The 15885-nt window shown below is 46.2% G+C and carries 11 protein-coding genes and 2 pseudogenes; 12 read left to right on the forward strand and 1 reads right to left on the reverse strand.

What is annotated here, in order from left to right; translation table 11 throughout:
* Positions 1–12 precede the first annotated feature (12 nt).
* Positions 13–606 (forward strand): VOC family protein, encoded by a 594-nt coding sequence (locus Vt282_RS04180; RefSeq protein WP_162062639.1) that lies wholly within the window; start codon positions 13–15, stop codon positions 604–606.
* Here the strand turns inward: Vt282_RS04180 and Vt282_RS04185 are convergent.
* A complete protein-coding gene (locus Vt282_RS04185) occupies positions 598–3372 on the reverse strand; it encodes an insulinase family protein (protein ID WP_162062640.1) in 2775 nt (924 codons plus the stop codon). The genes Vt282_RS04180 and Vt282_RS04185 overlap by 9 nt on opposite strands.
* A 383-nt stretch (positions 3373–3755) precedes the next feature.
* Here Vt282_RS04185 and sixA point away from each other — a divergent pair.
* From sixA to Vt282_RS04240, 11 genes and pseudogenes are all read left to right on the forward strand, one after another.
* Positions 3756–4190, forward strand: a pseudogene (gene sixA / locus Vt282_RS04190) (phosphohistidine phosphatase SixA).
* A gap of 112 nt (positions 4191–4302) precedes the next feature.
* Entirely contained in the window at positions 4303–6399 is a 2097-nt protein-coding gene (gene flhA, locus Vt282_RS04195) for a flagellar biosynthesis protein FlhA (RefSeq protein WP_162062641.1), read from the forward strand.
* Between the two features lie 31 nt (positions 6400–6430).
* On the forward strand, positions 6431–7912 hold the full coding sequence (gene flhF, locus Vt282_RS04200) for a flagellar biosynthesis protein FlhF (RefSeq protein WP_162046819.1): 1482 nt from the start codon (positions 6431–6433) through the stop codon (positions 7910–7912).
* 9 nt (positions 7913–7921) lie between these two features.
* On the forward strand, positions 7922–8809 hold the full coding sequence (locus tag Vt282_RS04205) for a MinD/ParA family protein (protein ID WP_162046818.1): 888 nt from the start codon (positions 7922–7924) through the stop codon (positions 8807–8809).
* Complete coding sequence (locus Vt282_RS04210) at positions 8802–9536, forward strand: RNA polymerase sigma factor FliA (RefSeq protein ID WP_162046817.1); 735 nt, start codon at positions 8802–8804, stop codon at positions 9534–9536. Before Vt282_RS04205 ends, Vt282_RS04210 begins: the two co-directional genes overlap by 8 nt.
* Before the next feature lie 45 nt (positions 9537–9581).
* Positions 9582–9950 carry a chemotaxis response regulator CheY gene (gene cheY, locus Vt282_RS04215; protein ID WP_075649797.1) on the forward strand — a complete coding sequence of 123 codons (369 nt, stop codon included), beginning with the start codon at positions 9582–9584 and terminating at the stop codon, positions 9948–9950.
* Between the two features lie 42 nt (positions 9951–9992).
* On the forward strand, positions 9993–10715 hold the full coding sequence (locus Vt282_RS04220) for a protein phosphatase CheZ (protein ID WP_162062642.1): 723 nt from the start codon (positions 9993–9995) through the stop codon (positions 10713–10715).
* A gap of 9 nt (positions 10716–10724) precedes the next feature.
* Positions 10725–12905, forward strand: a complete 2181-nt coding sequence (locus tag Vt282_RS04225) for a chemotaxis protein CheA (RefSeq protein WP_162062643.1) — start codon at positions 10725–10727, stop codon at positions 12903–12905.
* Positions 12906–12931: 26 nt separating this feature from the next.
* Complete coding sequence (locus Vt282_RS04230; RefSeq protein WP_162062644.1) at positions 12932–14068, forward strand: protein-glutamate methylesterase/protein-glutamine glutaminase; 1137 nt, start codon at positions 12932–12934, stop codon at positions 14066–14068.
* Between the two features lie 10 nt (positions 14069–14078).
* The gene (locus Vt282_RS04235; protein ID WP_162062645.1) at positions 14079–14855 is read left to right on the forward strand and encodes a ParA family protein; all 777 of its coding nucleotides are present in this window, start codon (positions 14079–14081) and stop codon (positions 14853–14855) included.
* Positions 14848–15866, forward strand: a pseudogene (locus tag Vt282_RS04240) (chemotaxis protein CheW). The gene Vt282_RS04235 and the pseudogene Vt282_RS04240 overlap by 8 nt, the downstream one beginning before the upstream one ends.
* Positions 15867–15885: the final 19 nt, after the last annotated feature.

A 15885-nucleotide genomic window follows, 5' to 3' on the forward strand; every position in this document is an offset into this window, starting at 1 on the left:
AGGAAAAACCACATGTCGTTAGCTACTGCTGAGTTACTACCCGAGCAACTAAAACAAAAGCTGCCAGACTTTATGTATAAAATTCAGAAGTTAAGCGATAAGCTGCAGATTGACTTAACGCAGTTTCAAGCCGATCACATCGCTTTGCGTATCAACGAGCCTGAATTAGCTCAACTTGCTCATCAAGCGTGGCTTGCTGAAGGTAAAGAAATTTCGAATGCCATGATTAATGGCAGACCAATTATCGTTATGACGTTTAATCAGCCATTAAAAGTACTAAGTTGGGAGATTGAGTGCTTAGAACTGCCATACCCTGCTGAAGGTAAGATTTACCCAGAGCAAACTTGGGAGCATGTGGAGTTTGTGATTCCATCGAATGCACAAACCGCAGATGAGTTCGCGGCAGAGCTAACGCAGCGTTTTCCACAACTTGCTGAACAATGGGACACATTGGCGCAACAGGGCATTAAGGTAAAACTCTCAAGCCCTAAAGGCGAGGGTGAGCGTCTTAATAATCCGACCGTGGCATTTAAACACCAAGGCGTGTGCATCAAGCTACACCCTCATTCATTAAAAGCGATTGTTGAGTCGGAGCAATCAGCCTAACTCGATGTCTTTCGGGCGTAGTTGGAACTCTTCAATTACGCCAATTTCCTGCCCTAAACTTAGCGGTGCAGCACCCTGATGGGCGTTGCCTTGAGTGTGCATAATTAAACGATTTGCTGTGCGTGGTTTGAGCTCATTGACAACAAAGCGAATCATATCACTGCGAGTCAATTTTTTGAGTTCAGCAAGGACGCGTTGTCGTTGGTCGAAGTGTTCATCTTTGTTCCCGATTGCCACCCACAAGCGTTGAGCCCGCCCGCGAAGCGTGGTATCTGGGGTGGAAATTTGATTCCACAATCCGCGTTTACTGCTATGCCATTGATACTCATTGAGTTCTAACAACACCATATAAAATGCGTTGAGAAATTCATCAATTGAACTGATCAACTCACTCGGCGCCGCGTTTGGTGATTGCACATATAGCACCATGCCCGGGTGTTTGTTCAGTGGCATATTGCCTGTGCCTACCATGTAGCCGAGTTGTTGTTTGGTGCGTATCTCATGGAAAAATGTGGCCGACATTAAATGGTTTGCTAGCGAGTACAGGGCAATATTTTGCGGTGAGGTATCTTCGCATTGGTAATACACCACCACCGCGGAGTCTTCTTGGTTGCAAGCAACGCTGCGTTGGAAGGTGCCATTTTTTCCGAGCATGATTAGGGGGCGCAACGCTTCCTCGTATTGCTGACCTTTTACGCGCAATGCATCTTTGAGCGTTTCACCCAACGCAGCCGCGTCATCACGCGTCCAATCACCATAAACAAACATCTCAACGTGCAACTCGGCCAAAATTGCCTGCACAAAGCTAGATAGGGAATCGACTTGAATCTCTTCAAGTGCTTCCACTAATGTGGCGTAAGGAGGATTGTTTGGCTGTAAAATGCCAGTCATTGCATTGAAAAGCTGAGAAATTGGGCGATCTTGCGCTGCATTGCGCCAGTTACGCAATAACTGAGTCTTAATGGTGTTAAACCGTTTTTCACTGAACTCACGCTTGGCGAAGCGCTGCAAAATCATCTTCATCAATTCCGGCTGTTTCTCGGTAAAGCCTGAGATAGTGAGCGTTACGCCCCCTTGATGTGCGTATAGGTTATACCCCATACCTGCAATTTCAGCTTGGTAGGTTTCTTTGGCTAAAGAATCGAGAAACATTTCCACGCAGAGACGTGTTTTGACAATGTTGATCGGGTTGGCCACAGCGTGAGGGCTATCTATTGCAACATAAACCACGCCTTTGGGCACACGAAACTCATCATCTTGTAAATGCCACAGCTTAAAGCCCGGTAAATCGCTAATTAGCGCAGGTACATCCGCATGCTCTTGCACTTCTTTCGGCGTTAGGTTGTAACAAATAAATGGGTTTTGTTTAGGTAGCGCGGCTTTGATCGCAGACGGTGCCGTGTAATGTTCTCGCTGGGCATGACTTAATAGGCGTACAGAGTAAGGTGTATGGTACCACTTTGCCTCTTCCTCGTAGGTCAAGCCTTTAGCAATAAGGGTAACGCGTAGGTTATCAACGGTAAAATAGCTCGCTAAATACCGCAGTAATTCCGGTTGATACTCGGCCATCTTAAAATCACCGTAGATGATATCGTCGCTCTCGTAGTGTTGCATATTTACGACGAGGTGACTGGCAAGATCCATAGGACGAGCGGGCTCTTGAAAACGAAAAGCCGATTCTAAGACTGCTTGTTTCTCGAGATAGCGCCATTCATCGTAGCCTTGCGCTTTTATCAGCGCGATATAGTTGAAAATGGCTTGGATGATGTCATCAGTGTGCGCTAGACCTTCTTGAGTCAGCGTACAGCTAATGGTGAATTCTCGGTAATTACTGCCGCTAGCACCACCACCTGCAGATAGCGAAGTTATCCAACCCGCCTCTTTCAGTTCTAACATCAAGCTGTTCTCGCCTTCGTAACCAAGAAGATGAGCAAAATAAGAGAGTGGTTTGGTGTGGTAGTACAGATCGCTGTTTTCCATCGGGAAGGTCAGAATCAGTTTCTTAAAATCTTTGACCGGTTCAACATTAACCCAGATGCCAATAGAACGTTCATCGGTGTAGCTCTCTTCGATGAATTTACCAGCCAAATGACGATTGGTAATGTGACTAAACTTATCTCGAGTCCATGCTTCAAGTTGTTCAAGTGGCTGTTCACCAATAAGTACAAGCGTCATTAAATCGGAGGAGTATTGTTGACCATGAAAAGCGATGATCTCATCGCGAATTGAACTGCCTTCGCGATCACCCAGCGTCTCCAAGTTGCCAACGGAAAACTTCGCAAATGGGTGTCTTGGGTTGATGACTTCTTTATGTACTTGATATAAACGTCGCGAATCGTCGTTGAGCTTGAGTTTATACTCTGAGTCGACAGCTTGGCGCTCTTTATCGAGCGCTTCAGCGTTAAACAGTGGTGCGGTAAAAAATTGGCTGAAGCGATCTAGGCCATTTTCAAACGCATTATTATCGACATCGAAGAAAAAGCAGGTGTGTTCGGTGCCAGTCCATGCGTTATTAATGCCACCATGCTGACTAATATAGCTTTGAAACTCACCAACTTGAGGGTACTTCTCAGTGCCAAGAAATAGCATATGTTCGAGGTAGTGAGCCATCCCTTGACGTTCAAGGGGATCGTCAAAGTGACCGACATTGACCGCAAGTGCCGCGGCTGACTTTTGTGCATGTGGCGAATGGATAAGTAACACTCGCAGATCGTTTTCGAGCGTTAAATAACGATATTGGTTGGTATCATTAGGGCTTACATGCACAGTGTTTCTCCAACATTGAGAATATGTCTAAGTATGAACGCGTTTGTAAGTGCTGCAAATTTTTGTTCACAAACAACGTGTTTCGCAAAATGGCCCTTTTGAGGTAGACATCAACTAGACTTGTTATGCATTGTCTCACATATATTGACGTCAATTATGTTAACGATATGCAGTTTCGAACAAAATAAGTCCGTTTGATTGCTGGTCTAACGAGTCCGTATGACGAATTGCAGTCAGTGGCACGTATAGATAAAAAGGTAATGTTTGCTTTTAAGATTGTTAAGAAAGTCTGAGTCTTTGGCAAGTTACTTGATATAATTAATTTTAATTTTAGCCCAAAAAAACGGTGAGCTCACACGAAGGTTGCCGACACAGGAAAGACTATGAAAATCGTGATTATGCGTCATGGAGAGGCTGAAGCCTTTGCTCAAAGTGACGCTGAACGAGCGCTAACGCCATCGGGCCGTGCGGTATCGAAATCTGCAGCCGAGCAATGCGTTGCGAAGGGAATGAAACAGTTTGATAAAGTTCTGGTTAGTCCGTATTTAAGAGCGCAGCAAACATGCAGAACGTATTCGATGCGAGAGACGTGACGATATACGTACTCAGCAGTCGTAGCCGATTATTTGCAAGCGCTTATTGAGATTGAAAAATTAGATTCAGTCTTGCTGGTTTCTCACTTGCCGCTCGTCGGTTATCTCACGGCGGATTTAGTGACGGATATCGTACCGCCAATGTTCCCGACGTCTGGTATTGTTTGTATCGAATACGACGTTGCGCAGCAGCGCGGTGAGTTGCTATGGGATATTCGCCCCTAGAAATTTGCGATCAATAATCGACATATAATTGACATTTCAGTGGACTAAAACTTGCATAAGTGGCTAACTATCTGGGTTAACAAACAATTTAGTTGTATCAGCCACTGATTATATGAAGTTCACTCTGCCATTTGCGGACAAATTACCGCCGCTACCTCAACGAGCAATGCCAGCCATCGGTGCACCGGTTATGGTTCTGGCCACGTTGGCTATGGTTGTTTTACCAATGCCAGCCTTTTTGCTCGACCTGTTTTTCACCTTTAACATCGCACTTTCTATGGTGGTGTTATTGGTGACAGTCTATACCCGACGCCCACTCGATTTTGCTGCTTTTCCAACAGTACTTCTGATTGCAACGTTATTGCGCCTTGCGCTGAACGTAGCATCGACGCGTGTGGTATTACTTTATGGTCATGAAGGACCTGGAGCGGCAGGTAACGTTATCGAGGCATTTGGTAACGTCGTTATCGGTGGTAACTACGCAGTCGGTTTAGTTGTCTTCATCATCCTGATGATCATCAACTTTATGGTTGTGACCAAAGGTGCGGGTCGTATTTCTGAGGTGAGTGCTCGCTTTACGTTAGATGCATTACCAGGTAAGCAAATGGCCATCGATGCCGACTTAAACGCCGGTTTGATTGACCAAGACCAAGCGCGCACGCGTCGCCAAGAAGTGACCAAAGAAGCGGACTTTTACGGCTCAATGGATGGTGCGTCAAAGTTTGTGAAAGGGGACGCAATCGCCGGTATTTTGATTCTGTTTATCAACATTATTGGCGGTTTGTCGATTGGTATGGCTCAATACGGTTTGGGCTTTAAAGAGGCAATGCAAATCTACACGCTACTTACGATCGGTGACGGTCTAGTAGCTCAAATCCCATCGCTGTTGTTGTCAATCGGTGCCGCGATCATGGTGACGCGCCAAAATACCGATGAAGACATGGGACAACAGGTTGTCTTCCAGTTATTTGATAACCCCAAAGCATTGATGATTACGGCTGGTATCCTCTTTGTTATGGGTATTGTTCCGGGTATGCCACACTTTGCGTTCCTATTATTGGCTGCCATGGCTGGTGCGGGCGCATACTGGATGACGCGCAAGAAGAAAAAACAAAACGAAGAACAAACCAATCTTCCTGCGACGACAAATGCTGAGCCAAGCACACCGAAAGAGCTTTCATGGGATGATGTTCAACCTGTTGATATTATTGGTTTGGAAGTTGGTTACCGTTTGATTCCATTGGTAGATAGAGATCAAGGCGGTGAATTGCTTGAGCGAGTGAAAGGTGTACGCAAAAAATTATCGCAAGACTTTGGCTTCCTTATCCCAGCAGTACACATTCGTGACAATCTCGAATTAACGCCTAACAGCTATCGAATCACCTTAATGGGGGTTGCGGTCGGTGAAGCTGAAATTCGTCCAGACCAAGAATTGGCGATTAACCCGGGTCAGGTATACGGCATGATTGATGGTGAACCCACCATTGACCCTGCTTTTGGACTTGAAGCGACGTGGATTCGTGAAGAGCAACGCGAGCACGCACAGGCTCTGGGTTATACCGTAGTTGACTCTTCAACAGTTCTGGCGACACATCTGAGCCAACTGTTGACCAACAACGCCTCGCAACTGATCGGCCACGAAGAAGTTCAGAATTTACTTGAAATGCTGGGCCGCAGCGCGCCGAGATTGGTGGAGAACTTTGTACCAGACCAATTGCAACTGGGTGTTGTGGTTAAAGTATTGCAAAACCTTCTCAACGAAGCGGTACCGATTCGAGATATTCGAACCATTGTTCAAACCTTGGCCGAATACTCATCAAAGAGTCAAGAACCTGACATTTTGACCGCAGCAGTACGCATCTCATTGAAACGCCTAATTGTTCAAGAAATCAATGGTATAGAGCCAGAGTTGCCGGTAATTACCCTTATTCCCGAGCTGGAACAAATCTTGCATCAAACCATGCAAGCTTCGGGAGGGGAATCTGCTGGTATCGAACCTGGCTTAGCCGAGCGATTGCAGATGTCTTTAAGCAATGCCACACAAGAGCAAGAGCTTAAAGGGGAACCTGCAGTGTTGTTAACGTCTGGTGTGCTGCGTTCAACGCTTGCGAAATTTGTAAAGAACACCATCCCATCGCTACGAGTGCTCTCTTATCAAGAGATCCCGGATGAAAAGCAAATCCGTATCGTGCAAGCCGTGGGCAACTAATTCTGTTACTGATCACTAACGGATATCAATTTTGAAAATTAAACGATTTTTTGCCAAGGATATGCGCACAGCTCTACTTCAGGTTAAAGAGGAGTTGGGGTCTGACGCGGTTATCATGTCGAACAAAAAAGTCGCTGGTGGCGTAGAAATTGTAGCAGCAATGGATGGCGATGCTTCAGCGGCACGATCCACGGCTAGTTATAGTTCCCGTCCTCGAACAGCACCGTCACAAGTATCAGCTAGCTTATCTGCTCGCACTGAAGCGCGTCAGTTAGATGACGATCGTGTTAGCCTCAATAGCGGTCAAGACAATGGTCGCTCGATGACTAACCGCTTTGCCAGTATGCTCAAACAGTACAGCAATCCACGCTCAGAGTATGAAAGTGCAGAGCCAAGCGGCAATGAAGATTCTCTGACGGCGCTATTGAAGCGTCAGTCGAATCATCGCTCACAAGGTGCTGACGTTAAACTTAAAGAAGATTCACCTTTGGCACGTTTAATTGCAGAAGACCGTCGTATTGAGCGTCCAAAACCGCAGCTTGATCCCACACGATATGAGCGCAACTCGAACTCCAGAGAATCGGCAGTTTCCAATGAAGATTGGACGGATATGCGTGAAGAAATGATGTCGATTCGGCGTTTGCTTGAGCATCAAGTCTCGGGGCTGATGTGGCAGGAAGTGGAGCGTCGAGAACCTCTGCGAGCGATGTTGATTAAACGTCTCGAACGTATGGGTGTTTCTCAAGAGTTAGCCGACCAGCTAGCGTGTTACATTCCTGAAGACACGGCGCCAAACAAAGCGTGGAAAGCACTACTCGGTTTGGTTGCGGATCAGATTCCTATTTCTAAACAAGACATTTTAAAACGTGGCGGCATCGTAGCGCTATTGGGGCCAACGGGTGTCGGTAAAACCACCACGGTTGCGAAACTTGCGGCGCGAGCAGCGATGGAGTTTGGTTCCGATAATGTTGCGTTAGTGACAACCGACACTTACCGAATTGGTGCTCATGAGCAGTTAGCGATTTATGGTCGCATTATGGGCTGTCCGGTTAAGGTTGCTAAAGATTCCAAAGAATTAGCCGATGTAATATACCAGTTGCGTCATCGACGTTTAGTGTTGGTCGATACCGCTGGTATGGGACAACGCGATGTAAGACTTTCTGAGCAGCTAGACACATTGATGCAAGAAAGCGGTGAGATGATACACAGTTACTTAGTTTTGCCAGCGACAGCGCAGCGCAAAGTATTGCAAGAAACGATTGACCATTTTAAACGAATCCCTCTTTCAGGCTGTATTCTGACCAAGCTTGATGAATCACTGAGTTTAGGGGAATTTGTAAGTGTTGTAGTGCAAAACGCATTACCAGTCGCTTATATCGCGAACGGACAACGCGTACCAGAAGACATTGTTATCGCCCAACCAAAATATATGGTAGCGAAAGCGAATGATTTACTTGAGAAGTCGGCGGACGATGAACCGCACTATTGGAATAGTGAAGCAGAGAGGTTCTAGGCGGCGATGATGACAGAGAATATGATACAAGACCAAGCTAGCGGATTACGCCGCTTAACTCAGCCATCACTAACCAAAGTAATTTCCGTAACTGGGGGCAAAGGTGGTGTGGGTAAATCTAATGTCACTTTAGGGCTGGCAATTTGTATGGCTCGACAAGGCAAGAAAGTCATGGTGCTGGATGCTGACCTCGGTTTGGCGAACGTTGATGTGATGCTCGGTATTCGACCGAAGCGTAACCTTGGCCATGTGCTTGCTGGTGAATGTGATCTAGTTGATGCGATTGTGGAAGGTCCACACGGCATTAAAATCATTCCTGCGACGTCCGGCACTCAATCGATGACAGAATTGACCCATGCTCAGCATGTCGGATTGATTCGCGCTTTTGGCAGCCTTGAAGATGAAATGGACATTTTGCTGATCGATACTGCTGCGGGCATTTCCGACATGGTGATCAGTTTCTCACGTGCCGCTCAAGACGTTGTTGTCGTGGTATGTGATGAGCCAACGTCGATTACTGATGCCTATGCCTTGATCAAATTGCTGAGCAAAGAGCATCAAGTTCAACGTTTTAAAATTGTGGCTAATATGGTGAGAAGTTACCGTGAAGGTCGAGAATTGTTTGCAAAATTGACCTTAGTCACAGAGAGATTCTTAAATGTGAGCCTTGAGCTCGTCGCATGTATACCTTTAGATGATAAAGTGCGACAAGCGGTGAAAAAACAAAAGATTGTCGTGGATGCATTTCCGCGCTCGCCAGCTGCATTAGCATTGGGCTCACTGGCAAACAAAGCGCTAACTTGGCCAATTCCAAAAACACCAAGCGGACATTTGGAGTTTTTTGTTGAGCGTTTGCTAAATCGACCAGAACCATTAGAGGAACCATTTGGTGAATAAGGCGCTGACCTACGACCAATACGGAAATCATAACAGCCAACGAGTATTTTTAGAGAAGTACTCGGTGCTAGTTAAGCGTATTGCTCACCACTTGCTTGGCCGATTGCCACCAAGTGTACAGGTTGAAGATCTTATCCAAGCGGGAATGATTGGCCTTCTTGAAGCGCAAAAAAATTACGATGGCAGCAAAGGCGCTAGTTTTGAGACCTATGCTGGAATACGCATTCGTGGCGCTATGCTCGATGATATTCGTCGAGGAGACTGGGTACCACGTTCTGTGCATAAACACAGCCGTGAAATCAATCAAGCGATCGCGACGCTCGAAGGTCAATTAAATCGAGATCCTACGGATTCAGAAGTAGCTAGATTCATAGGAATGTCGCTTGATCAGTATCATACGGTGCTGAGCGACATCAACTGTTCTCGTTTGATAGGTATTGAAGACCTAGGGGTTTCGGAAGATGTCATTACTTCTGAAGACTCAGATGAAGAAAACACACCATTTCAAGGTGTTGCGGACGAATCCTTTAGAAAAGCTCTGGTAGATTCGATAAAATCCCTACCCGAGCGTGAAGCGTTGGTTCTTTCTCTTTATTACGATGAAGAACTCAACCTTAAAGAAATCGGTGAAGTTATTGGGGTTAGCGAATCACGCGTTAGCCAGATACTTAGCCAATCAATGCAACGTTTACGCACTAAGTTGAGTGCGTGGACAAACCATGACTAGAAATCACTGACATCATAATCAGTGGAGGCAATTTTGAATAAAAACATGAAAATCCTAATTGTTGATGACTTTTCAACAATGCGCCGTATCGTTAAAAACCTACTTCGTGATTTGGGTTTTAATAACACCCAAGAAGCGGACGATGGTTTAACTGCATTGCCTATGCTCAAGAAGGGCGATTTCGATTTCGTTGTTACCGATTGGAACATGCCTGGCATGCAAGGTATCGACCTACTTAAACATATTCGCGCAGACCAAGAGCTGAAGCACCTACCAGTGCTTATGATCACAGCGGAAGCGAAACGCGAGCAAATCATTGAGGCTGCACAAGCTGGCGTAAATGGCTACATCGTTAAACCATTTACCGCGGCAACGCTAAAAGAGAAATTGGACAAAATCTTTGAGCGTTTATAGTCAATTTATTGACTATTTGATTGAGTGCAAAAGGCCGTAGGAATGATCTCATTAGAACAGGCAAAACAACTCGTAGAGCTTTTAGAAAGTGGTAAGCAGCAAGACGCAGACGAACTCATAAAAGGTATTTATGACATTTCGCGTGAGCCAGTTTTACAAGAAATTGGCGCGTTGACGCGTGACTTACGTGAATCATTGAAACAATTTCATTTAGATGAACGCATTGCAGTTTTAGCCAATGACGAAATCCCAGACGCACGGGATCGCCTCCAATACGTAATTGAAAAAACGGAAGTTGCAGCGAATACAACCATGGACGCCGTTGATCGCTGTATGCCGATTGCTGATAGCCTTCACGAAGGGTTACTTCAAGTTAGACCTCAATGGAATGAACTGATGCATGGCAAAATCGATTTGACAGAGTTTAAAGCGCTCTGTCATCGAATAGATGCGCTGCTGGGTCAGGTTGAAGGGAATAGCAGTGAATTACGCAGTTTGTTAACCGATATTTTGATGGCTCAAGGTTTTCAAGATTTAACCGGTCAAATCATTGGTCGAGTTATTGAGCTAGTTAACGAAGTTGAAATGCGACTCATTGATATTCTTACTGTTTTTGGTGAAAATCACCTAAACGAAGATATATCCGATAACAAGAAAAAAGCGTCAACTGAAGCTGAGGGGCCAATCATCAACCCTCGCGAAAGAGATGACGCGGTTTCATCACAAGACGAAGTCGACGACTTACTCTCCAGTCTTGGGTTATAGAGGTTACATATGAGCTATGAATTAGACGAAGATATTCTCCAGGACTTCTTAGTTGAGGCGGGTGAAATTCTCGAGTTGCTTTCTGAGCAGCTGGTTGAACTCGAAAACAATCCCAATGATAGGGACTTACTCAACGCTATCTTCCGCGGTTTCCACACTGTAAAAGGTGGCGCAGGTTTCTTAAGCTTGGGCGAGCTTGTTGATACCTGTCATGGTGCTGAAAACGTGTTTGATATTTTGCGCAATGGTCAGCGTGAAGTGACAGCAAGTTTAATGGATACCATGCTCAAAGCACTGGATACCGTTAATTCACAGTTCCAAGCGGTACAAGACCGTGAACCTTTAGAGCCAGCGAACCAATCGTTATTGGATGAATTACATCGCTTAAGCAAGCCAGGCGCAGATGAAGAAGTTGTTGTAGCTTCGATTGAACCAGCGGTGGTTGTCTCTGAACCAGCCGTTGACATTGAGCCTGCGCCTGTCGCTTCTAGTACCCATGTTGATGTGGGCTCTATTGATGAAATTACGCAAGATGAATTCGAAAAATTGCTGGATGAGTTGCATGGGGTTGGTGCTGCGCCAAGTAGTGCAAAACCTGCGCCTGTAGCTCCAGCTGCGCCAGCTTTTGAAGAAAGCGGTGATATTACAGACGACGAATTTGAGAAGTTACTTGATGAGTTGCACGGCATTGGTAAAGCGCCTGGTAAAGATGTACCGGCAGCCCCTGTAGAACCAACGCCACAAGCTAACTTAATGAGTGCTTCTGATGAAGATTTGATGACTGATGACGAGTTTGAAAAATTACTCGATCAATTGCATGGTCAAGGTAAAGGCCCAAGTGCAGAAGAGCTGGAATTAGCGACCAAGCCTGCGGCGATGAATATCGAAACCATTGCTACGCCGCCACCAATTTCAGCGCCGACACCAGCACCAATGGCTGCACCAAAAGAAACATCGACCGTTCCAGCAAAGAAAGAAGCAAGTGCACCGGTACCGGCTAAAAAGCCGCAAGCAGAAGCGACAGTACGCGTAGATACTTCAACACTCGATGTCATCATGAATATGGTGGGTGAGCTAGTGTTGGTACGTAACCGCCTACTTAGCTTAGGTTTAAACAGCAACGACGAAGAAATGTCAAAAGCTGTGGCTAACTTAGATGTGGTGACGGCAGATCTGCAAGGCGCTGTGATGAAAACGCGCATGCAGCCAATCAAAAAAGTGTTTGGCCGTTTCCCACGAGTAGTACGTGACCTTGCGCGCAGCTTGAACAAAGACATCACGCTGGAAATGCGTGGTGAAGAGACCGATCTTGATAAAAACTTGGTTGAAGCACTGGCGGATCCATTGATCCACTTAGTGCGTAACTCAGTTGACCACGGTATTGAGATGCCGGAAGAGCGTGTAAAAGCGGGCAAATCTCGTACTGGTAAAGTGATTTTATCAGCATCACAAGAAGGTGATCATATCGAACTCGCTATCGTTGATGACGGTGCAGGTATGAACCCGGATGTGTTGCGTGGTATTGCGGTAAAACGTGGCATGATGGATGAAGATGCTGCCTCACGCTTAACCGATAAAGAGTGCTTTAATCTGATCTTTATGCCTGGCTTCTCGAGCAAAGAGAAGATTTCAGATATCTCTGGTCGCGGTGTGGGTATGGATGTGGTGAAGACTGCAATTAATACCCTAAACGGCTCGATTGATATCGATTCACAAATGGGTAAAGGCACCCAAATCACGATTAAAGTACCACTGACATTGGCGATTCTACCAACGCTAATGGTCGGCATCGGCGGGCATCCTTTCGCCTTGCCACTCGCGAGTGTTAATGAAATTTTCCATTTGGATTTGAGTCGTACCAACGTGGTTGATGGCCAGTTGACCATCATTGTGCGTGATAAATCTATCCCACTATTCTACTTGCAGAATTGGTTGTCGCCTCGTGGCACGAAAGTTGAGCAACGCAAAGGCCACGGCCATGTTGTTATTGTTCAGTTGGGCAGTCAGCGCGTTGGTTTTGTGGTTGATACCTTAATTGGCCAAGAAGAAGTGGTGATTAAGCCGCTGGATAATCTGCTGCAAGGTACACCGGGTATGGCGGGTGCAACGATCACAAGTGATGGTCATATTGCTTTGATTTTGGATGTGCCTGATCTACTAAAACGTTACGCAGCAGCATCTCGAATCTAAATCGTTGAATATTAAAAAGGGAAAACATGGCAATACGAGTTTTAGTCGTTGACGATTCGAGTTTTTTCCGTCGCCGAGTGAGTGAAATCATTAACTCGGACGCACGTTTAGAGGTCGTAGATGTTGCGGTAAATGGTAAAGAGGCGGTTGAGAAAGCGCTTAAGATCAAACCCGATGTGATCACCATGGATATTGAGATGCCGGTCATGGACGGCATCACTGCAGTGCGCGAGATTATGGCGTCGAATCCAATCCCGATTCTAATGTTTTCGTCACTTACTCACGATGGTGCAAAAGCTACATTAGATGCACTTGATGCTGGCGCATTAGATTTTCTACCGAAGAAGTTCGAGGATATCGCGCGCAATCGTGATGAGGCGGTCAGCCTGCTGCAGCAACGAGTGATTCAAATCGCTTCGCGCCGCAGTTTTATGCGTCGTCCACTGATTGCTCGTACTACGACTTCGTCGGTTGAGCGAACCACGACTCGCACACCGGCTACCACATTGCAGCGTCAAACAAGTGTGCGCTCTGCGACAGCGGCGCCAGCCGTGACACCAAATGTGCGTTTTAAGCCGACAGGTAAAAAATATCAACTGACTGCTATTGGCACTTCAACAGGCGGCCCTGTTGCGCTACAGAAAATTTTGACCAATTTGCCAGTCAATTACCCGCATCCTATTTTGTTGATCCAACATATGCCAGCCACCTTTACGGCGGCTTTTGCTAGCCGTTTAGACTCGCTATGCAAAATTGAGGTCAAAGAAGCGACCGATGGCGATATCTTAAAAGCCGGTGTGGCTTATTTGGCGCCGGGCGGTAAACAAATGATGATCGAAGGGCGTCCTGGTAGTGCTAAGTTGCGCATCATCGATGGTGGTGAACGCATGAACTACAAGCCATGTGTTGATGTGACATTTGGCAGCGCAGCAAAAATTTATTCCGATAAAGTATTATCGATGGTGCTGACGGGTATGGGCGCCGATGGCCGAGAAGGTGCACGTATGCTGAAAAATGCCGGTGCGACGATCTGGGCGCAAGATGAAGAAAGCTGTGTGGTATATGGTATGCCTCAAGCAGTGGCGAAAGAGGGAATTTCTTCTGAAGATCTACCTCTAGAGCGCATTGCTGAACGTATGCTGGTAGAAGTAGGCCTAGCGTAGGGGTAAGGCTATGATCGTTTGGAGTATCGCGAATCAAAAGGGTGGCGTAGGCAAGACGACAACGACCATTACACTGGCAGGTTTGCTGAGTAAACAAGGCAAAAAAGTACTGTTAGTCGATACCGACCCTCATGGCTCTTTGACAACCTACTTGGGCTACGATTCAGACAATGTACCATCAAGCTTGTTTGATCTGTTCCAGATTAAAGAGTTCAGTGAGCATACTGTTTTACCGCTGATCATGAACAGTGAGATTCCAGGGATTGATATTATTCCGGCTCACATGTCTTTAGCGACGTTAGACCGAGTTATGGGTAATCGCAGTGGCATGGGATTGATCTTAAAGCGCGCTTTGATGGCGATTAAAAACCATTACGATTACGTATTGATCGATTGTCCACCCATTCTTGGCGTGATGATGGTCAATGCGCTGGCGGCCAGTCATCGCATCCTGATCCCTGTGCAAACAGAGTTTCTGGCGATGAAAGGCTTAGAACGTATGGTTCGTACGCTGGCGATCATGCAAAAGTCGCGCAATAAGGCGTTTAAAGTGACGATCGTACCGACCATGTATGACAAACGCACACGAGCATCTTTAGAAACACTGCAACAGTTAAAAAGAGATTATCCAAATCAAGTTTGGTCATCTGCCGTGCCGATTGACACCAAATTTAGAGATGCCAGTTTAAAACGCTTGCCAGTTTCACACTTTGCTTCCGGCAGTCGTGGCGTATTCGCCTATAAACAGCTTCTGTTACACCTTGAGAGGCTCGCATTTGATGAATGATGAAACGCTACTATCGAGTGAGCAAGCGTTAGACGATTACTTCACAGCGTTGTTGGGTGAAGATGAAGAGTTACAAGCGTTTGTTAATGCAGATGTAGATGAAATAATCACTGCAGAGCCAGAGCCAGAGCCAGAGCCAGAGCCAGAGCCAGAGCCAGAGCCAGAGCCAGAGCCAGAGCCAGAGCCAGAATATCAGCCGCAAACGATGATGCAGTACAGCAGGTAACCGATGTTTACCATTCGCCAATCGCAGAAGTCGAAGTGCCGAATTTAGAAGATATTCAGCGTCTTTTAGAACAGCTTGAGAAGTCAAATCCCGTTGAGGAATTGCAGCTTTCAAGCATTATGGATCAAAACACGATTGAGCTCTCTACCTCAACTCAGGTAGAAGAAATTCAAGAGTGGGATGTCGAACCTTATGTTGACCCGCAGCCTGTTGTGGTAGAGGTGACAACTGAGGTTGAAGTTAACGTTGAGCATGAGCCAGAAATTGCATCAGTCAGTGAACTCGCCACGCAAGCGGGTGGGGCGCTTGACTACACTTGGTCTAGCACCAAGCGAGAGCAAGACTTCCAAGTGCTCTATTTTGACGTGAACAACATTACTTTTGCCGTGCCTTTAGATGAGCTTGGTGGTATTCATCGCCTTGGAGAATTGAATCATCTTATTGGCCGCCCTGAATGGTATCTGGGTTTGCAATCTAGCCGCGAGTCTCAGCTAGATGTCGTGGATACCGCAAAGTGGGTAATGGCTGAAAAATTGACTGACGACGAATACAAACAGAACTACCAATACATTGTCATGCTGGGCACGAGTATGTGGGGATTAGCTGCGACTCAATTAATGGGTACTGAGCTACTCAACAGCGAAAAAGTGCGTTGGCGAGAAATGGCAGGTAAACGACCATGGCTAGCAGGCATGGTAAAAGAAAAAATGTGCGCTTTGATTCACGTTGAAGCATTGATCGCTATGCTAAACGCTGGACTTGATGTAAAAGCATTAGACAAATAGATATGTGCCCGTAAAGGCT

It is taken from the genome of Vibrio taketomensis, from assembly GCF_009938165.1.
In the GTDB taxonomy this organism is placed as follows: Bacteria; Pseudomonadota; Gammaproteobacteria; order Enterobacterales; family Vibrionaceae; genus Vibrio; species Vibrio taketomensis.

Coding starts and splice junctions, on each gene's coding strand:
- Vt282_RS04180 (WP_162062639.1), top strand. CDS start 13: ATGTCGTTAGCTACTGCTGAGTTACTACCCGAGCAACTAAAACAAAAG.
- flhA (WP_162062641.1), top strand. CDS start 4,303: ATGAAGTTCACTCTGCCATTTGCGGACAAATTACCGCCGCTACCTCAA.
- Vt282_RS04205 (WP_162046818.1), top strand. CDS start 7,922: ATGACAGAGAATATGATACAAGACCAAGCTAGCGGATTACGCCGCTTA.
- cheY (WP_075649797.1), top strand. CDS start 9,582: ATGAAAATCCTAATTGTTGATGACTTTTCAACAATGCGCCGTATCGTT.
- Vt282_RS04220 (WP_162062642.1), top strand. CDS start 9,993: ATGATCTCATTAGAACAGGCAAAACAACTCGTAGAGCTTTTAGAAAGT.
- Vt282_RS04225 (WP_162062643.1), top strand. CDS start 10,725: ATGAGCTATGAATTAGACGAAGATATTCTCCAGGACTTCTTAGTTGAG.
- Vt282_RS04230 (WP_162062644.1), top strand. CDS start 12,932: ATGGCAATACGAGTTTTAGTCGTTGACGATTCGAGTTTTTTCCGTCGC.
- Vt282_RS04235 (WP_162062645.1), top strand. CDS start 14,079: ATGATCGTTTGGAGTATCGCGAATCAAAAGGGTGGCGTAGGCAAGACG.